The organism is Bythopirellula polymerisocia (assembly GCF_007860015.1).
In the GTDB taxonomy this organism is placed as follows: Bacteria; Planctomycetota; Planctomycetia; order Pirellulales; family Lacipirellulaceae; genus Bythopirellula; species Bythopirellula polymerisocia.
Genome location: NZ_SJPS01000003.1, coordinates 87120 through 106243 on the forward strand (window position 1 = coordinate 87120; position 19124 = coordinate 106243).

Sequence of the window (19124 nt, forward strand, 5' to 3'; positions counted from 1 at the left end):
GTCAGGTGGAATCCGTTGGAATCAAGAGGACAAACCATTCGATGTCGAATGGCTTGTAGACGTGCCATACTGAAGTGGTGAGACGAAATTTGTACCCGGCACCTTTGAGGAGTAAGGATCGAAATCGCACCAATCTCCAGCAGGCTTGCCAAATTTCGCCGCAAGTTTGGAAGCGGCAACTGCCGCCAACACTTTTTCTGAAGGAGTTTTCTGTTCTTTTTCTTTCTTAGTAACTATTTCTGGCTGTGTAATTTCAACTGGGATTTCTTCGCCAAGCGGTGCGGAACTTACAGACAGAAACAGCCATCCGACACCCAGCACGAATCCGCTGAAGGTGCCGATTGCTAGAACTGAGGCTCGTCCAATTCCCACTGGGTATGGTCCAGTTTCAGCTTTGTCAAACGGAGTGACCAACAGGGCACTCAGTGCTCCGACTTGCTTTGCTCGCACTTCGCTCATTTGCTTACGCGCCTGACTAAGTACGGCTCGACTGTTTTCCACAGTAGCAATGCGACTTGAGTACTCTGCTCTCAATTCCGCCAAGTGACCCAACCGATTCTGGAGAGAGACAAGCTGATTATGCAATACTTCTTGTCGATTGCGACTCAGATTGATCTCGATTTCCAGCCCTTTGATGGCGACATCCAGTTCGCTGTGCAGTTCTTCGCGAATACTTGCCACTGATTCCGCTGCAGCTTTCACATGCGGGTGATCAGAAGTTTTCATTCCACTAAGCCTAGAGGCACGCAGTTGAGCATCAACCAGGCCATCTTTAAGACGCTGCAAGGTGGGCTGAAAACTGAGCAAACTGCTAGGCATGGCAACCAATTGGTCAGGGTCGCGCTTTGCTGTTTGTAGAACAACCAACAATTCTTCTGCTTGCCGGAGGCGTGATTCAGTAAGCCGCTGTTCTTTTTCCATTTCGACGGCCTGCTGCCGGAGGTCGCTTTGACCACCAGAGGCAGAGTGCAACAGTCGCAGTTCTCCCAGATCAGACCCCACTTCTGTTTCAAAAGCGATGAGCCGGGCGTTTTCCTTTTCGTGACTTTGGCTGGCCAGTTCTACTTGCTTATCGACTTCGGAGATTAATCCCATTGATCGCTCAGCCCGTAATTGACCCAGGCGATCACCCAACTGTGAGCAAAGCTCGGAAACCAAGCGAATGGCGCGCTCCCGATTAGGGTCTTTCACGCTGAGATAGAATATCTCTGTCTTGCCAAATTCTGCACCGTTGGGTGGTAACATGCTCATCCGCTTTCGCAGTTTTTCGATTTCTTCAGAAGTGGGTTCGGTGGGCATTTCGTTCGACTCTTGGGCGGCAACGGCCATTAGCGTGCAAGCAAGGACTTGACGACTCTTGGCAACTTCAAGAATTGTCTCCTGGAACGTGCGCATTTCGTAAAGATCGGCAAACTTGCCAGGTTGTTTAGCTGAATGTGAAGATGCCTCATCGCGAACTACGAGTCCTTGGACTGCTTCCCAGTTGCGAGTCATGAACAATGCGTAGCCGAGTGCAATCACTGAACATGCGATGGTTGAAGAAATCCAGATACGACGATGCTCAACCAACAGCCTCCAACAAGCTTGCGGTGTGAGAGAAGTATTGTCTGTTGTTGAAAAGTGATTCATGAGAGGCTTCCCCGGGCGAATGTCTTCGACAGGTTTTGAATATGTCGAATCTGACAGATGTACATGCTCAGCAAGTGCTTAGATGCTTGGACACTACCTTCGGGAGGGTGCAATTGCTGCGCCACTCACGATCCCCCAGAGTTGTCCTTGAAGCTTTGAGGGGGTCAAACTTAGCCGTTGTTAACGGAGCATAGCTTTTTTCAAGCGATTCTACGAGAAAACAGGTATCCAGCTTTTTGGGCAAGAATGCTGTGAAAACACATCATATTGACGTTGAAAAACGTCACATCTGGAATTCAAGCTAGAGGTAAATATCCCATTTCTTGGCGTAGGTTTGTGTACCCTTCGACCTATGCTTTCTCGGGAGATTTTGCCTACCCGGGCGATAAAACAACCGTTGGCATCAGTCAGCAGCGCATGAGAATCATTCAACTACCATTACAGAATTCAAAGATGCACATCCGACGCGTGGAACAACTCGAAGACCTGCTGGTCTACCAGCAGCGATGGGATGAACTGGCTGGCGATTGTGTGTTCCGATCCTGGACCTGGCTCTTCACTTGGTGGAAACACTACGCAGCAGTAGGGGACTCTCGCCAACTGTCGGTATTGTTGGTGTTCGACGACTCATTGGAAAGTTGCAACTGCACGAGAAAAGCAAGCAGTTGCAGAAATATAGAGTCTCTCGGCTTTCGTCCTCCCCATACCTTGGTAGGAATCCTGCCGTGTTACTTGGAAGCGACGCGCTGGCAGGGAAATGTGCTGCGATTGTTGGGCGATGGCGAAGTGTGCAGCGAACACCTGGATTTACTTTGTGTGGAGTGTCATGCTGACCGTGTTGCGGAAGCAGTCGCTCGATATTTGAACGCACACGCTACTGCCTGGGATGCCTGGCATGTCGATACTATTCGAGAAGACAGCACTCAACTCTCTAAAATCTTCACCCATTTAAAACGATGTGGCGCTCATATCTGCCGTAAAAAGGGAGCGAATTGCTGGTCGATTCGGCTCCCTGCCACCTGGGAAGAATTTCTGGCGATGCAGTCAAAATCGCACCGCAAACAACTTCGCAGGCTGGAAAGTCGTGTGTTGGAGAGCGACCGAGCTCATTGGCAGTTGGTCGAGTCGCAAGCGGAATTCGTCGGCGCTTGGGAAGCGTTGATTGAATTACATCAACGCCGCAGAAAGTCATTGAATCAACCTGGTTGCTTTGCCTCGGAATTGTGGGGCAAATTCCACCGCGATGTCGCCCAGCAATTACTTGAGACAGGACACCTGAGATTGTCCGTGCTCAACCTTGATAAGCAACCAATTGCCGCTGAATATCACTTTGCAGGGAATAAAGCCTTGTTCGTTTATCAGGGGGGTCTCGATCCTGATCGATGCGATGAAGAACCAGGAAAACTATCGATGATCCGCTGCGTTCAACAAGCAATTGCCGAAGGGCAGCTAGAGTTCGATCTGTTGCGTGGTGACGAACCCTACAAGCCACACTGGCGAGCCGTTCAGTTCCCAACCATGGATATTCAAGTAGTCTCACCGCGTACTACAGCAAGGTTGCGGCATTTCTCGGCCAACAGCCTGAGGAATGTAGGCCGGATCACTAATCAATTTGCCAATTTATTGGGCTAATCAGAATGGGAGTGAATCATGCTAGATACTTGTAGAAGTCAAATGCTGGGCATCTATTACCTGGCAACCTTGCCCCAGAGAAAACACTCGGCCAACGAGCGTCAGACTAACGGTCAGGTACCTATCATCTCGCTGATGTACCATCGAGTGGCCGATCAGAATCCAAACGCCTGGACTATTTCCTGGGATCGATTTCGGGCCCAAATGGATTGGCTCGCGGAACGTTTTGAGTTGGTCAGCCTTGACGAAGCACAACGTCGAATTGCAGCGGACGAAAACACTCGTCCCACGGCTTGCATCACTTTCGACGATGGTTACGCCGAAAACTGCGACAAGGCGATGCCCTGGTTGATCGAACGAGACATTCCAGTCACTTATTTCGTGACAAGCCAGAACATAATTACCGGGGATCCCTTTCCCCACGATGTAGAACTCGGTTGTCCCCTCACACCAAACACTCTCGATCAAATTCGTGAAATGGCTGAGCAGGGAATCGATATAGGAGCCCACAGCCGCACTCATACCGATTTTGGCAAAATTGAGTCAGCAGAAGACTTGTACGATGAACTTGTGGGTGCCAAGCATGAATTGGAATCGCTTGTGGAAAAGCCGATTCGGTACTTTGCATTCCCATTCGGCATGCCAGAAAACATGACTCCCGAGGCATTTGAGATCGCATTTCAAGCAGGATACTGGGGTGTCTGCTCGGCTTACGGTGGATACAACCTGCCGGGGGACGATTCCTTTCACATTCAACGGATCAATAGCGATCCTCAGTGGACTCGCTTTCTGAACTGGCTGACGGTCGATCCGCGCAAGCTTAGCCGCGATCGTCCTTTCTGGCCGGGAAACTATCGGGATCGATTTTAGTGAACACGGTTCATTTGTACCTAGTATTCGGGGACCCCTCCCATTAGTTCCGCAACTTCATCAACGACGATAGCAGAACAACATGCTCGATTGCGCTGCGACACTTTGAGCGCAAGCGTGATCATCTTGTTGCTGGCCACCATTGTTCAACGGAGTGTTGGCTTAGGCCGCGGGGTGCTGTTCTGTCGTTGGCTCACACCTGAAACCTTGGGACAGTGGGAGATGGCCTATAGCTTCCTCTTGCTGTTTGCTCCCTTGGCCGTCCTTGGAATTCCCGGTTCCTATGGGCGATATTTGGAACACTATCGTCAGCGTGGCCTCTTAAGCACTTTTCTACGTCGCACGTCAATTTGGACATTCGTGTGCAGTTCGATAGCTATTGGCTTGCTCATATTCCTGGCACCCCAGTTCGCCAATCTTGTATTTGGATCGACTGACAGTGTCACGACGATATATGCCATCGCTGCCTGTTTAGCCGCTGTCATCCTACACCATACGCTCACCTCGCTGCTAACTGCACTAAGGCTGTTTCGTGTTGTGTCAGTCATGAACTTTGCCCAAAGCTTGCTTTTTGCGATCCTGACTCTCACTTTTTTGGTCTGGTATCCTAACGTGCTTAGCATTGTCGGGGGATATGGACTGGCTTGCCTGGCAGCATCGGTTGGGGCAATGGTCTATATCTGGCCAGGTTGCCGCAGTTCGTCGGAACCTATTGAAAACCTGCCACATGCAGATTTCTGGGGGCGCCTGCTGCGATTTGCATTTTTCGTCTGGGTGACGAACCTCCTCTCGCATCTGTTTGCTGTCGTCGACCGTACGATGATTTTGCATTTCGGCGGCATGTCTGCTGAGGTCGCACTTGAGCAGGTAGGGCATTACCATAGCAGTCGGATCATTCCGCTCTTAGTGGTTTCTTTCGCAGATCTGCTGAGTGGGCTCATCATGCCCCACTTGAGCCACGATTGGGAGTTGGGAAATCACCAAGCAGTTGCTAAGAAAATTAATCTGGCCGTCAAACTTACAGGCTTGGGAATGCAAGCGGTGGGGATCTGTGTGCTTCTGTTTGCTCCCTTTATGTTCGGAACTATTCTCGAAGGCCGCTACAGCGATGGATTAGCCGTCTTACCATGGACCTTGGCCGGCTGCGTCATCTCGGGAATCTATGTGATTGCCCAATGCTATCTCTGGTGCGCTGAGCATCCCCGTTTAGCAGCGGTGCCGTTGGCTATCGGCCTGGGAGTGAATGTCATACTAAATTTGGCACTTGTGCCCATCTGGGGGCTCTATGGTGCCGTAATTGCAACAACTCTGTCCACAATACTCTGTTTGGCAACCCTACACGTCCTCAATGGACGCTATGGAATGGCGGTCGATAGAGGGACGTGGCTTATCTCCATGCTACCTATCTCACTAGGTTTCGGCGTAATTGCTTCCACAGGATGCATTTGCATTGTGCTTCTATTAGCCCTAACAAGTGACTGGGTGTTTCTCGAGGAGGAACGTCAACGCCTACATCTTCTGATCACGGCTGGTAAGGATAAACTGAAATCCATTGCACCCAATCTAGCGCCCATCAATCTCGGTTCTTAAGCGATATTCTCGTTGGTGAGTAATGAAATCCTTGCAGAAACACGAAACGCCCCTTAGAGTCCTATTTCTCGTGACCAGCATGCCAATCGGCGGGGCCGAGACGCTGTTGATGAACTTGGTTCGCCGATTAGACCGCAAACAGATTCATCCTGAGGTCGCGTGTTTGAAAGATCGAGGTCCGCTCGGCGACGAGCTTGTCAAAGAGATCCCCGTTCACAGCAATCTACTTGCCATCAAGTTCGACCTGCGCGTGCTCTATCGACTATGGAAACTGATGCGAACTAGACGAATCGATGCCGTCGTAACGGTCGGTGCCGGGGATAAAATGTTCTGGGGACGACTGGCTGCTCGGATGGCGGGAGTACGAGTGGTAATCTCTGCGCTGCACAGCACGGGTTGGCCTGATTCCGTGGGCAGGCTAAATCGGTTGCTCACTCCACTGACGGACGCCTTTGTAGGAGTCGCTCAATCGCACTCTGAGCATCTTGTAGAGAAAGAGGGTTTTCCGGCAACCAAGGTGCATACTATTTTCAATGGTGTCGATACGAAACGATTTTGCCCCGGCGACCGGGATAAAGTTCGTCGGGAACTGGGTCTCCCCCTCGATTCGAAAGTGGTAGCGATACTTGCGGCGCTTCGACCTGAGAAGAACCATGCACTATTTCTTGAGGGGGCAGCGGAGATACTTCGAAGTGAATCACGGGCGCAGTTTCTCATAATCGGAGACGGGCCTCTGCGCGAGCATCTCGAACTTAAAGCTCAGCAACTTGGATTGCAAAATGTTACGCATTTCCTTGGCTCTCGCTCAGACGTCGAAGGAGTATTGCAGTGCGTCGACGCGGTGGCACTAACCTCCCACAACGAGGCAAGCCCTGTATCGATTCTCGAAGCCCTCAGTTGCTCGGTCCCCGTGGTGGCTGCCAATGTAGGTTCGGTGGGAGAAACCGTTATTGATGGAATCACGGGAAAGCTCTTCGCCGCCGGGGACTCATCCGGTTTTGTTGCATGCACGTTAGATCTTCTCGATGACGAGGAATTGCGAACAAAGCTGGGTGCAAAAGGACGAGAAAGAACTATCAAGCACTGGTCCCTTGAATCCATGGTCCACGGATATGAATCACTAATTTGCTCCCTGGCACAACCTAGTGCGAAACTCATAGTGGCAAGGGACCAAGTTTCAGTTCTCTCAAGCCAGTCCCATACAGCCCATTAGGATGAAACCCAGGGCAACCTAGGCTACCGTGCTCTAGCCTGGCTAGTTAGGATAGAGTGTTTAGGCAGCACATATCTACCTATGATTACAGAAACGCTCTTAACTTGGACCGCTCGTATTATAAGCGGCGTGAGCGTGCGCTGGGTCGATTCACAGCCGGATACTTGTCAGCGCGTCTATTTTGCCAACCACACGAGCCATTTAGATGTAGTTCTGGTCTGGTCGGCGCTGCCCGCTGATGTTCGGCACCTGACGCGCCCAATTGCGGCGAAGGACTATTGGGAAGGTGGCTCGATTCGCCGCCATCTCGCCAAGGTGTTCAACGCGATGTTGATCGACCGCAAAGAAATCAAGGTGCATCAGAGTCCGATCGATATGATGTTGCGGGAAATCGGCAAGACCCATTCACTGATTTTGTTTCCGGAGGGGGGCCGCTCTCCTGGAGAAGAAGTTGGTGAGTTTAAGAGCGGGCTATACTACCTCGGCAAGAAACGACCAGATTTGGAACTGATCCCCGTGTATATCAACAACATGAACCGAATCCTACCTCGAGGGGAATTCATGCCCGTGCCATTATTGTCTTCCTTGACCTTCGGACCACCGATCTGGCTAGAAGCAGGAGAACCAAAAATGGATTTCCTGGCACGCGCGCGTGAGGCTGTACTTAGCCTGAAGGATAACTAAGCATGAGAGACTGGGCACTACTAGGCACGGTGTTGGCGCTCTTGTCGCTTGCGACTTTTGGAGGGCAATGGCTTAAGCGTCAAACGACCTTGGGGCTGGATGCAAAGGCCGTCGATTCATTCAATAGTCGTATTCAAGCCTGGTGGTTTTTTTCTATCGTGTTGGGGATCTCTTTTTTCCATCCCATTCTGACAGTGGTTCTCTTCGGAATGCTCTCCTTCTGGGCCTTGCGAGAGTATATCACTCTGACCCCAACGACCATGGGAGACCATCGGGCACTCTTCTGGGTGTTTTTCTTTTTCACTCCCACTCAGTTCGTACTGGTTGGGTTTAATATGTACTCGCTCTACAGTGTGCTGATACCCGTCTACGCATTTCTCTTTATCGCTGCCCGGGCTGCAATCTCGGGGGACTACCGCCGATTTCTAGAACGCATTGCCAAGATTCAATTCGGGTTATTTGTCTGTGTTTATTGCCTTAGTTTTGTCCCAGCTCTTCTATTCCTTGAATGCCAGAGTACCGAGGGAGATGAATCCGCCAGCGCGCGATTGTTATTTTTCTTTATCACGATGGTCCTCTTTTCCGAACTAGCTCAGTTTCTCTGTAGTCGACTCTTGGGCAAGCATCTTATTGCTGAGGCAATCGACGAGACACGCACTTGGGAAGGTTTGCTGGGAGGAGCGGCCGCAACAGCGATCTTGGGTTCGGTACTGTTCTGGGCTACTCCTTTCAGGCACCTCTGGCAGGTGGCCACCATGTCGATTCTCATCGCCTGCATGTCCTCGGCAGGGGCGCTGACAATGGCTGCTATCCGACGCGACCGAGGGGAAGTCCGATCAGGAACCTTAATCGAGGGACATGGTGGAGTGCTGAGCCGAATCGATGCTGTGTGTTTCGCTGCACCCGTGTTTTACCACGTGACGCTGGTGTTCTTCGGCAGAGCAGGGGGCTAGGAGGAGTGCCGAAACGCGGCACGTGGCTTATCTTGGTCGAACCTCAATCAGGGCAGAGTGACCAATTCCTCACCGGAGAAGGTAGAGAGCGATTCTAGCACGTTTTTATCAGTCGAATCGCTAAGGAATTGAACCGAGCCATCAGTCATCATCAAATTGGCACCGTTGTTGTGTAGGCTTCCCGCACTGGAATAGCTGGCTAATTGTGAGCGGCGGGGGTCGAATATTACTCCCGGCCATTGATAAACATTGATGCCATTTCCCCCAACATCGATCCCCATCATGACCCAGCCTCGGTAACCCCAGGCATTTCCCAGCCCGTTATACACGTCCCGCAACGTTTCTGAGACGGCAATTGTGTGTGAGAGTCCGTCCGTCACATCCTTAGCACGATAGGCTGTGTTCTCTCCAAACAACCTGCGGTCTTCATCGGGTTGCCGCAACCACGGCTTGCATTGGTAGTTGCTATAGGCTGAAAAGTCATAATTGGTTTTACCCAACCCACCCGGAAATCGCGGCTCGCCAATATCTGAAGGACAAGAAAATGCAGTCAGTTCTTGTGAGACTACATTGGCATTGCCACTGACGATTGCATCACCAATCAGTTTTCCCCGAGCCTTCGTCGGAGCACAACACCCCTCATTGCCAACGATGTTGTTGACCGCCGGGTGAAGTTGATCGAATTGGTCATAAACTTCCTGCTGTTCAAGGTAGGGGAGTAAAAACAGCAAGCCATTCCAGTTACGAATTTCGAACGAACCATCTTTCTCTGGATACTGACACCATCCATAGTCTCTTCCAGCGAAAGGAAATTGCCCACGGGCCGCATGATAATTTTGCACCGCCAGTCCAATTTGTTTCATGTGGTTAATGCACTGGGTCCGCCGCGCGGCCTCCCGGGCAGCTTGGACCGCAGGAAGTAGTAGCGCGATCAGCACCCCGATGATAGCTATAACCACCAAGAGTTCCACCAAGGTGAAACCGGTTTGGGAGCGTTTTGCCTGATTATGTGCTCGATGAATCACGGAAAGATTTTCTCTCGGAAGACGAATCCAGGTACGCCTTAAGAATAGCTTGCCGCAATGCACCTGTCGAATTTCGCCCTGGGAGGGCAGATTGCTGAATTCAGGGAGCTACAGAGGGAGCTGTTGGTTCCCGAAAGGCACAGCAGATTAACCCCGAGGCAGCCAGGACAGCGGCCGTCAGTGCAAAAGTGGTTTCGATCCCAAAATGGGTTACGCCGAATTCAGCTAAGCGGGGTCCGATAGTAGCAACCACCCAAGCACCACCCATCATCAGGCTAGAGGCAAGATTCGCTCGATGAGGTAACAGGTGCTGAGCCAAGGCGACCGAGACAGGGATCATCGATGCAAATCCTATACCAGCAAACACAGCTATGAGATAGCTGATCTGAATTCCCAAAAGTGGAAACAATGCTACGAGTGGAGCAAAAAAAAGAGGTACCCAAATTAGCGGCCCTTTTTCTTTACCCGGAGACACAAGTGCACCACCGAACAAACCACCCAATCCCATGCCAAAGATCATGCATGAGTTGAGATTGCCCACGATGGGAGCGGAGTACTTGGCTACTGCTTCTGCGCTCCACTGTGCGTGCTCCGCAGAAACTACTTGCTCCGTCCAGCGTACGAATAAGTAGAGGAGCGCGGTATTGATACAATACCGCATCGACGACGCGGCGTAGAGCACGATCACGTTCGTCCAGTTACCTCTCAAGAAGCTCAAATCGCTGGTATGCCAAGTGTGCTGCTTGATGGGAGTAATATCCTTTAACTTGCGATGCACAACTAATGCAAACAGCAGGATTGGTGCAACAATGTAGGGAAGACTATCGAATCCACCGTTGTCGGATAACCACCTTGGCCAAACGAAAGACCCGGCAACGCCCCCGATCATACCGGCTACAAAGAAAACCCCAGTAGCAGAATTGCGGCGATCATAATGGAGTTGGGCAGCCGTCGTCGCGGCAATCGGATGAAACATTCCTACGCCAACCATTCCTACGACATAGATCGTAGAAAGAGTAACCGAGTTTGTAGTCAGCCCAATCATCCCGAAACCGATACCAGCCACTACAATCCCAATAACGATCAGAATCCTAGTCCTCAAGCGGTCACTGATCAGCGCGCAAATGGGTTGGGACAAGCCTGCTGCGAATGGACCCAGTCCCAATAACCAAGCAGCCTGTTCATGACTCAGACCACAGCGAACTTCGATCAAACCAAGGCTCGACGGAACCAACGTCGCTAGGAAATCGATTACAAAATGAGCGGTTGCAATAACAAGAAAGGCCGTGCCAATCCTCGCCAGCAAGCTTGGTCGTGATTCGATCTCTAAAACAGCTCCCTGGCTCATAGTGTTGCCGATGTCTCCACAGCATTTGTTTTCGATATTTCACCGCAGGCTGGAAGCCTACGCCACGGTAGACCACCGATGGTCACTTAAGGTTCGGTATTTCAAAACACTCACCAACCGATCCCCTTGGTCCTGGTCTGGACCCGGCACAAGTACATGTCGGCAGTAATGTAGAGTACCGAACCATCGTCCCCCCAGGTGCAATTCGCGGTAGCCTCGCCCGTGTCGATCCGCCCTAGAAGTTTTCCATCGGGCGTGATCACGTGCACTCCCCCGGGACCCGTAGCAAACAGATTCCCTTTGGTATCAATAGTCATGCCATCAGGCGAGCCTTTTTGTTTGCCATACTCGCTGCTGACATCATAGAAAATCCGGCTATTGCCCACCGTGCCGTCGTCGTTCACATCAAAGGCTCGAATGATTGGTGCACTGGAGTCGCTTTGGGCGACGTACAAAGTTTTCTCATCGGGCGAGAAGGCGATACCATTGGGTCGTGTCATTTCTCTTGTTAAAAGCGACACCTCGCCAGAATTCGCAATGCGAAACACTCCGCAGCCACCGTAGCCTTGAACCTCGTCAGGTTCGCGACTTGGCAAGCCGTAAGGAGGATCGGTGAAATACACATCACCGTTGGAGCGACAAGCGACATCATTCGGACTATTGAACCATTTTCCTTCCCAGTTGCTGGCGAGGGTTCTTTTGCCTTCACCCCACGGCATTACCGAAATCCGGCGATCGCCGTGCTCGCAGCAAATCAGGCGACCTTCCCTATCCAGCGCAAGCCCGTTGCTACCCGGCTCGCTGCTGTAGGAGCCCACCCCTGTGAACCCCGAAGGCTTCAAGAAGATAGTAATCCCTTTTCCAGCTTGCCACTTAAAGATAGTGTTCTGTGGAACATCAGAGAACAACAAATACCCCCCATCCCGCGGCACCCACACCGGGCCCTCTGACCAGTCAAACCCTGAGGCCAACACCTCGATCCGGGCATCGGGACCGACTAGTTGGTCCAACTTCGAATCAACTCGAACTATTTCACCGATAGTTGGAAGGTTTATTGTGTTCTCCGCCATGAGTTGCGGTACCAGAGCGGCGATCAGCAGGAAGCTGAGAGTTACTATCTGCATTGAGTTTTCCTAGCAGGCGATTCGTAGAGTGATTGCCATGTTGGTAAAAAGGGACTTTTTTGCCCATTATACGATTCCACGAGAGGGCCGCTACAAGCGTTTTTCCCTGTGCAGAGCATGCCATCGGCATACTATTCGAATTTCATGCACTTGATGTGAGCCGTTGCAGCATCCGCAAGCACATCACGGAACATCCGATCAGGATCGCCAAAGACGGCATTGCCGATACCTCGATCAACCGAGCGCGTAGCAAGCAAGGTCTGCAACGGGGTGGGAGGGAAATAGAGTTCCATGTATGTGAGGCGCATCCCTTCTCCCTTAATCCTCAGCAGGCGCTCAAAATACTGCTTGGCGAGGCTTCCATTGCGAGCTAAAACTGCTCCCTTAACGGCCACTCGTACTCGATTCCACTCAGCGGGAGTCATTTCCTGTTTCCAGCCCATCACTTGACTGTGCATCGCATCGAGCTGACTCGCAGCCGCGCAGGCAATATTTGCCTTAATCATCGGTAGCATGCGCCGCGTAAACAAATGTAACTCTTCGGTGCTGAAGCCATGCTGTTGTACGACTTTGTCCAGGAAACGCTTCGACTCAGCGAGAATTCTTTTCTGTCGCTCAAGATTGTCGCCGTTCAGATCGATTTGCTCGATGTTGTTCTCGACGTCTTCAAGTTTAGCGTGATATGCTCGCAATTGCAAAATAAGCTGGTCGTCGAGCGTGCTGGCACCCTCCGACCCAAGCAGAAGATAGATCGCCACCGGAACATGAGCGAACGTCTTGAATGCTTCGTAATCGGGGAGGATGATTGGGGCTGCAACTTCAGTCTTGTTGCGAACCAAGATGAGTTGTCCGTCACGGAGGAGAATAATGGGGCCCCCTGCAGCAAGGTCCAACTCATTTGCTGCCGAATGGGCCCCAATGAAGGCGATATCCAAGTCGGTAAGGATGGTACTCTCTTTTGGAGCGAACTCTGCGGCACAAATTGATAGAGCTGACCAAACAAGAAACGTACCAGCGAGAAAAAATCGTCTCATTTTCATTTCTCCAAAATGCTAGGACACTTCCATGGACGAGATTCTTTGGACGTTCCTAGTTTTTACAGCAAATTTTGCGAACCTCCAAATCCGCTACATGCCGCGTTTCAGATGCGATTAAGCGATCCGCAGTGCCGCTCGCACCTGCCGGATCGCTTCTTCCACTTTGCAGGAACGGTTGGCAACCGAGATGCTAGTGCCTTGGCTAACCATTTTGTCGATGCGACGCTGGGCCGAGATCACGGTGCTGTGACTTCTGCGACCGAAGTATTCGCTAATCTCGCCTAAAGCAGATCGAGTTAGTGTGCAGGCTAGCCACATGGCTACCATTCTTGGCTCGGCCACTGTGCGGGTTTTGCTCTTAGACTTTAGACTGCTGGGATCGACCTGAAATACATCGCAGACGGCTTGTTGGATATCAGAAAGTCGCACCGCGGGAGTGATCTGCTGCACGTATTCCGCCAATACCGTCCGCGCCAAGTCCGAAGTAAGCGGCCTGCCCAGTGCCTCGCTGGTGACGATCAGGCGGTTGATTGCCCCCCGCAATTGGCGGGCACTCCCTGCGATCTGATTGGCAATCAGTGAAGCCACTTCGCCGTCGATAGCCATGCCGATGACTGGGTGCATTTGAGAGAGAAATTGCCTCACAAGTGCCAAGCGTGTGGAGTAATCAGGTAGTTCTATAGGAATGGCCAATCCACCAGAAACCTTGGTTGCCAATTCCGGACTCAGTTTTTGCAATTCCGAGGGTGAACCCGCTGAGGTAAGCACAACTTGCTTGCCACGCTCCTGCAAAGAGTCAATTGTGATAAGTAACTCCTCCAGGGTAGCCCGTTTGCCGACAAGGAACTGGATGTCGTCAATGAGCAGCAAATCGACCGAGCGGTATTTGTGACGAAAACTGGGTGAGGTCCGCCCATTGAGTGCTTCAAGAAACTCGCTTGTGAACTGCTCGGCAGTAAGTCGCACGGCACGAATGCGTGGAGTTCTGCTTCGCACTTCCTGCAAAATCGCATGTTGCAGATGGGTCTTGCCGACACCTGGAGGACCATAGAGCAAGAGGGGTCCATAGTGTCCTAAACGACCGGTGACGGTTTTTGCCGTGCGGAGGGCCAATTCGTTGCAGGGGCCAGAAACAAATTCTGCAAAGGTGGATTTTGACGGCTTTTTCGACGTAGGTTTGCGTCGAGGAGGCGATTTGCAAGTCGTCGCTGCAGGAAAGCAATCCTGAATTGCTGTTTCAGCTAACTGAGACGATTTAGGCGGATCGCCATTTGAGTTGTGTTCGCTGTCAAACAATTGTTGCTGCAATTGAATTGGCTGTTCACAATTTAACTCTGCGGGTGGCGCAGGTCGCACAAAATATTCAACGGCAAATTCTTTACCTGCAATCAACGAGCTCCCTTCCACCAAATGCGGGTGCAAACGGCGGCGAACAAACTGCACTTCGAACGTAGTAGGACAACCGACCCGCAGAGTATCCTTCGAAAACTCCAGCGTCGTCTGCGGACCAATCCACAGATCATAGCGCTGGCGGCCCAGTCGATTTACCAATTCGGTGCGCACAGCGGACAGCCTGTCCGAATCTTCCATGATCACTTCCTGCCTGGCTCTATTGCCCGATGAGAACCACGAACCCGTCTAATACTTTTGCCAAATCTCCAACCAGAAGAGAGTCTTCCCGTCTTTGGATGCGTGAGGGTCGCCTATTCCCTGCCACGCGAAGGAGTGATTCTAAGAGTGCTAGCACCCATCAGGAAGTACTTGACATCGGCGCTGCAGTTGTCCAAACGCCAATTGTTAAGGAATTGCGAGTATTTACTTGGTTCGAAGCGGCACCTAGGACAAAAAAAATTTTGCTGAGTCCAGGTACACGTGTGGAAAATCTGTTCGCTCTAAACTAGTTCTGATCGAGTTGCCTGAGCGACGGTTAGAAACGCCATTAATCAGCGGGAATCGCACTTTCTAGCTCCGCAACATTCCTGGCAATCAGCCAACCACAAAATCATGGGGCACCAGAACGCCTGTTCACGCAAAATTGCGGGATCCATAAAACTTCTAAGAGATGATTTCTCGAATCGGAGCCACATGCTCCACTCCGACCAGCTTTTGGTCGAGGCCGTTGTAGAAATAGCTGAGGCGATTGGGGTCGAAGCCGAGTTGCTGGAGCACAGTGGCATGCATGCGTTTGACGTGCAGTTCGTGTTCAACGGCTCGGCTACCAATTTCATCCGTTTGGCCAACCGAGAGGCCTCCCCGGATGCCCCCTCCTGCCATCCACATTGTGAAACCAGCCGAGTTGTGGTCGCGACCGGTACCTTCGGCGTATTCGGCAGTAGGTTGGCGACCGAACTCTCCCCCCCAAACTATCAAGGTCTCTTCGAGCAAGCCGCGTTGCTTGAGATCGGCGAGCAAGGCGGCGATGGGCTGGTCGGTCTCACCAGCATGTGTGTTGTGATTGAATTCCAAGTCACCATGGGCGTCCCAATTAGCGTCGTTGTGGGCCCCACCGGAGTACAATTGAATGAATCGTACGCCCCGCTCGACCAATCGGCGGGCGAGGAGGCAGCGAGTGCCAAAGTCGTTCGTCGGCCGCTTGCCGACTCCGTAGATGTCGAGCGTCGCCTGTGTCTCATCGGCAAGATTTACCGCTTCGGGAGCCGAGACCTGCATGTTAAAGGCCAATTCGTAGCTGGCAATCCGAGCAGCTAGTTCGCTATTGTCTGCCCTCGCCGCCAAATGCTGCCGATTACCTCTCGAAATCGTGTCCAGGAGTTTGCGCTCCAAGTCACGGTTCATCCCGTCGGGAGACTGCAAATCGAGTATAGGTGCACCTGTAGTGCGCAAGACGGTCCCCTGATAAGTGGCAGGCATGTAACCGTTCGACCAATTCTTCGCTCCGGATATCGGCCCTCCTGAAGGATCAAGCATTACAACGAAGCCCGGTAAATTGCAGTTCTCGCTTCCCAATCCATAGTTCACCCAGGACCCCAAACAGGGGCTGCCTGACTGCAGCTTGCCGGAGTTCATCATAAGCATTGCTGAGCCATGAATAGGAGACTCGGCGGTCATCGAATGCAAGAAGGCAATGTCGTCGACATGCTGGGCGAGATTGGGAAACAAATCACTCACCCATTTGCCGCACTCGCCGTACTGGCGGAACTTCCACCGTGGCTCAACGATTCGGCCCGAGTTCTTGTGACCGCCGCGGCCATGCGTTTTCACGGCAACCGACTTACCCTCCATGCCGATCATCGACGGCTTGTAGTCAAATGTGTCGATGTGGCTCGGACCACCATACATGAACAAGAAAATAACGCTCTTAGCTTTTGCAGCAAAAGGAGCTGGATGTGGCGCGAGCGGTTTGGCTGACAGTGTGGAAGCCGCAGCACTGGCGAAAAAGCCATCCTGCGATAGCATCCCTGCGAGAGCCGTCGCACCAAAACCAGCACCGGCTTGCCAAAGGAATTCTCGTCGTGTGCGTCCGCAAAAGTTTCGTGTTTGGGACATGTTTGTCGTCCTAGTCCAGATAGATGAATTCGTTCAGATTGAGTAATGCCAGGCAATAGTAGCGGAGCGCTTCGTTGGCGTCTTGGCCATGCTCATTCCGCAGGCGAGTGATTAGATCCAAGCCTAATTGAATCTCCTCCTGATTCGCCTCACGACCTAGTACCAATTGTAAAGCATGAGTCACTTGGCTATTTTTTTCAGCCCCTGCCTCGTTTTGCACGCGCTGAGCCAAATCAGTCGCTTGTTCATGCAGAAATGTGCTGTGTAACATCGCGAAAGCCTGAGCAGGTTGTGTGGTATTAAAACGCGCTTCGCAACTCGAATCAGGGTCTGGCAAGTCAAATGCGGTCAAGAGAGGCATCAAAAGCGATCTTTTCACGTGGATGTACACACTGCGCCGCGCCTGCTGTTCTGGAGTAGAATCGCCCCAATTAAGCCCTGGTTGGGATTGAGTCGCCAATACCTCTTGTGAGAGTTGAGGGTAGATACTCGGTCCGTACAATTCGCGGTTGAGTTTGCCGCTGACGGCCAACACCGAATCGCGGATTTCTTCGGCACTAAGACGGCGGAAATCGAACCGCCAGAACAAATTGTTGTCGGGGTCAACAGCCATCCCAGCGGGATTAGCTTCCGATGACATGCGATACGCACTCGAAGTGACAATCAGCCGATGCAGTGACTTAAGACGCCAATTATGGTCGGTCAGATAGCTGGCCAGATAGTCCAGCAACTTAGGGTGTGTGGGAGGGATTCCGAGTTGCCCAAAATTATTGGGTGAGCGAACGATTCCACGTCCGAAATGATGCTGCCATACCCGGTTAGCAATCACTCGGCTGGTAAGCATATTCTCAGGGGAAGCAATCCAATCGGCAAGCACGCGTCGACGGCCTACAGAAGCACGGTTACCGAGAGGTGTGATCTCCGGTTCCTCGCCACCTAATATTTGCGGAAAGTGGGGGACAACATCTTTTCCCGGGACATGTGGGTTGCCTCGCACATGAATATGTGTCGCAGGGGGGCTGGAATCGGTACGGGCCAAAGCGAGAACAGCGTGATCGTGGCCAAGCTTTTCTATTTCCTGATTGAGCGCAGTGATCTCCTGGAGAGTCACGTCATATTCTTGTTCCTCATTGGCTTTTAAATGGGCCCGCAAGTTTTCGCGGAGAACTTCCTCCCGTTTGTCTGATTCAGTCAGTCGCTGAAGCACACCCGACATTCGTTTGATGGCTTGCTGCTCCAGCTGAAGTTTGACCGCTTCCTTGCTCTTCAGGTCATTATTTAGCAAGTCTTGCCGAGCACGAATTTTTGTCGGTGCAGTACTCCATTGGTTGTTCGATAGCTGATCAGCTCGCGTGCCATAGGTTGTCACGTCGCCCATGAAAGCCACGAACCCGTAGTAGTCCGCTTGTGGAAAAGGGTCGATCTTGTGGTCATGGCAACGAGCACATCCAACCGTGAGTCCCAAAAACGCCTGACCAGTTGTCGAAACAAGTTCGTCCATCTCATCAGCCAGCGCTTGGACGGGGTCAGCTGGTTCGTCATCCCATAGTCCCAGCCGGTAATAGCCCGTGGCCGTCATAGTTTCGTCCGTCACCTCATCTAGTTCATCACCAGCTAGTTGTTCACGGACAAATTGATCGTAGGGCTTGTCGTCGTTGAGCGACTGAATCACATAGTCGCGGTACTTCCACACATTGGGCTTGGGACTGTCGCGTTCGTAGCTGTTTGACTCAGCGTAACGAACAACGTCGAGCCAGTGCCGAGCCCACCTCTCGCCGTAGTGGGGCGAAGCAAGCAGCTTATTTACGAGACGTTCGTAAGCATCTGGCCGGTGGTCGGCAAGAAACTCGGCCAGCTCATCAGGAGTCGGCGGAAGACCAATGAGATCGTAATAAATCCGTCGTGCAAGGACTTTCTTGGAAGCTGGCTTGGCTGGCTGTAACCTGGAAGCTTCTAGTAACGAAAGGATGAAACGATCAACATCATTTCGTACCCAGTCGGTATGTTGTACCTCGGGGAGCGCTGGCCGAGAGATCGGCTCGAAGGCCCAATGCTTTTCCCACTTCGCCCCTTCATCAATCCACTGGCGGATAAGATTGATCTCCTCTGTCGACAGTGGCTTGCCCTCCGGCGGCATCCGCTCCAACTCGTCTTCCGACGAAATCCGTCGCAACAATTCGCTGCTATCGGCTTTGCCCTGTACGATCGCAGGCAGTCCAGAGTCACCCTTAGCGAAGGCTGTCTGTGCACTGTGTAAGGCAAGGCCTGACTCGGCAGTCTCCGCACCATGGCAAGCAAAGCACTTTCGAGCAAGGATCGGCTTAATTACTCGAGCAAAGTTTACTTGGTTATTAAGTCCGGCGGCATCGGCGCGGTCGTCTTGGGCAAAACCCAGTATAAGAGTCAATATAAGAGTCATGCTGAGGGCGAGCATGGGCGGAAGTCTGCGAGGAAAAGTCATTGTCCCCTTATCATAACGACTTTGCTCATCACAACCAAGAAATGGTGCGCA

At 51.9% G+C, this 19124-nt stretch carries 14 protein-coding genes; 6 read left to right on the top strand and 8 right to left on the bottom strand.

Annotation, left to right across the window (positions count from 1 at the left end; genetic code table 11):
• Positions 1-21 precede the first annotated feature (21 nt).
• Entirely contained in the window at positions 22-1629 is a 1608-nt protein-coding gene (locus tag Pla144_RS09880; RefSeq protein ID WP_146450520.1) for a GumC family protein, read from the bottom strand.
• 336 nt (positions 1630-1965) lie between these two features.
• Here Pla144_RS09880 and Pla144_RS09885 point away from each other — a divergent pair, with 336 nt between their 5' ends.
• From Pla144_RS09885 to Pla144_RS09910, 6 genes are all read left to right on the top strand, one after another.
• Positions 1966-3261, top strand: a complete 1296-nt coding sequence (locus Pla144_RS09885) for a GNAT family N-acetyltransferase (protein ID WP_146450521.1) — start codon at positions 1966-1968, stop codon at positions 3259-3261.
• A gap of 18 nt (positions 3262-3279) precedes the next feature.
• Positions 3280-4131, top strand: a complete 852-nt coding sequence (locus Pla144_RS09890; protein WP_146450522.1) for a polysaccharide deacetylase family protein — start codon at positions 3280-3282, stop codon at positions 4129-4131.
• A 117-nt stretch (positions 4132-4248) separates the two neighbouring features.
• Positions 4249-5721 (top strand): lipopolysaccharide biosynthesis protein, encoded by a 1473-nt coding sequence (locus tag Pla144_RS09895; protein ID WP_146450523.1) that lies wholly within the window; start codon positions 4249-4251, stop codon positions 5719-5721.
• Between the two features lie 79 nt (positions 5722-5800).
• Positions 5801-6934, top strand: coding sequence for a glycosyltransferase (locus Pla144_RS09900; RefSeq protein ID WP_231936332.1), 1134 nt, complete (start codon positions 5801-5803; stop codon positions 6932-6934).
• Between the two features lie 81 nt (positions 6935-7015).
• Positions 7016-7618, top strand: coding sequence for a lysophospholipid acyltransferase family protein (locus Pla144_RS09905; protein ID WP_146450525.1), 603 nt, complete (start codon positions 7016-7018; stop codon positions 7616-7618).
• Positions 7619-7620: 2 nt separating this feature from the next.
• A complete protein-coding gene (locus tag Pla144_RS09910; RefSeq protein WP_146450526.1) occupies positions 7621-8571 on the top strand; it encodes a phosphatidate cytidylyltransferase in 951 nt (316 codons plus the stop codon).
• A 47-nt stretch (positions 8572-8618) separates the two neighbouring features.
• Here the strand turns inward: Pla144_RS09910 and Pla144_RS09915 are convergent, their stop codons facing one another.
• From Pla144_RS09915 to Pla144_RS09945, 7 genes are all read right to left on the bottom strand, one after another.
• Entirely contained in the window at positions 8619-9596 is a 978-nt protein-coding gene (locus tag Pla144_RS09915; protein ID WP_146450527.1) for a DUF1559 domain-containing protein, read from the bottom strand.
• A 100-nt stretch (positions 9597-9696) separates the two neighbouring features.
• Positions 9697-10944 carry an MFS transporter gene (locus tag Pla144_RS09920; protein WP_146450528.1) on the bottom strand — a complete coding sequence of 416 codons (1248 nt, stop codon included), beginning with the start codon at positions 10942-10944 and terminating at the stop codon, positions 9697-9699.
• 110 nt (positions 10945-11054) lie between these two features.
• Positions 11055-12068: an SMP-30/gluconolactonase/LRE family protein gene (locus Pla144_RS09925; RefSeq protein ID WP_146450529.1), complete on the bottom strand. Its 1014-nt coding sequence runs from the start codon at positions 12066-12068 to the stop codon at positions 11055-11057.
• 131 nt (positions 12069-12199) lie between these two features.
• A complete protein-coding gene (locus Pla144_RS09930; RefSeq protein WP_146450530.1) occupies positions 12200-13102 on the bottom strand; it encodes a hypothetical protein in 903 nt (300 codons plus the stop codon).
• A 117-nt stretch (positions 13103-13219) separates the two neighbouring features.
• A complete protein-coding gene (locus Pla144_RS09935) occupies positions 13220-14695 on the bottom strand; it encodes a DnaA ATPase domain-containing protein (RefSeq protein ID WP_146450531.1) in 1476 nt (491 codons plus the stop codon).
• 465 nt (positions 14696-15160) lie between these two features.
• A complete protein-coding gene (locus tag Pla144_RS09940; protein ID WP_146450532.1) occupies positions 15161-16612 on the bottom strand; it encodes a DUF1501 domain-containing protein in 1452 nt (483 codons plus the stop codon).
• Between the two features lie 10 nt (positions 16613-16622).
• Positions 16623-19073, bottom strand: a complete 2451-nt coding sequence (locus Pla144_RS09945; RefSeq protein WP_231936291.1) for a PSD1 and planctomycete cytochrome C domain-containing protein — start codon at positions 19071-19073, stop codon at positions 16623-16625.
• Positions 19074-19124: the final 51 nt, after the last annotated feature.

What these genes read in the sequence shown, in the direction of transcription:
- Pla144_RS09880 (WP_146450520.1), bottom strand. Translation starts at nt 1,629, where the DNA reads ATGAATCACTTTTCAACAACAGACAATACTTCTCTCACACCGCAAGCT.
- Pla144_RS09890 (WP_146450522.1), top strand. Translation starts at nt 3,280, where the DNA reads ATGCTAGATACTTGTAGAAGTCAAATGCTGGGCATCTATTACCTGGCA.
- Pla144_RS09905 (WP_146450525.1), top strand. Translation starts at nt 7,016, where the DNA reads ATGATTACAGAAACGCTCTTAACTTGGACCGCTCGTATTATAAGCGGC.
- Pla144_RS09910 (WP_146450526.1), top strand. Translation starts at nt 7,621, where the DNA reads ATGAGAGACTGGGCACTACTAGGCACGGTGTTGGCGCTCTTGTCGCTT.
- Pla144_RS09930 (WP_146450530.1), bottom strand. Translation starts at nt 13,102, where the DNA reads ATGAGACGATTTTTTCTCGCTGGTACGTTTCTTGTTTGGTCAGCTCTA.
- Pla144_RS09940 (WP_146450532.1), bottom strand. Translation starts at nt 16,612, where the DNA reads ATGTCCCAAACACGAAACTTTTGCGGACGCACACGACGAGAATTCCTT.
- Pla144_RS09945 (WP_231936291.1), bottom strand. Translation starts at nt 19,073, where the DNA reads ATGACTTTTCCTCGCAGACTTCCGCCCATGCTCGCCCTCAGCATGACT.
- Pla144_RS09920 (WP_146450528.1), bottom strand. Translation starts at nt 10,944, where the DNA reads ATGAGCCAGGGAGCTGTTTTAGAGATCGAATCACGACCAAGCTTGCTG.
- Pla144_RS09900 (WP_231936332.1), top strand. Translation starts at nt 5,801, where the DNA reads ATGCCAATCGGCGGGGCCGAGACGCTGTTGATGAACTTGGTTCGCCGA.
- Pla144_RS09925 (WP_146450529.1), bottom strand. Translation starts at nt 12,068, where the DNA reads ATGCAGATAGTAACTCTCAGCTTCCTGCTGATCGCCGCTCTGGTACCG.
- Pla144_RS09935 (WP_146450531.1), bottom strand. Translation starts at nt 14,695, where the DNA reads ATGGAAGATTCGGACAGGCTGTCCGCTGTGCGCACCGAATTGGTAAAT.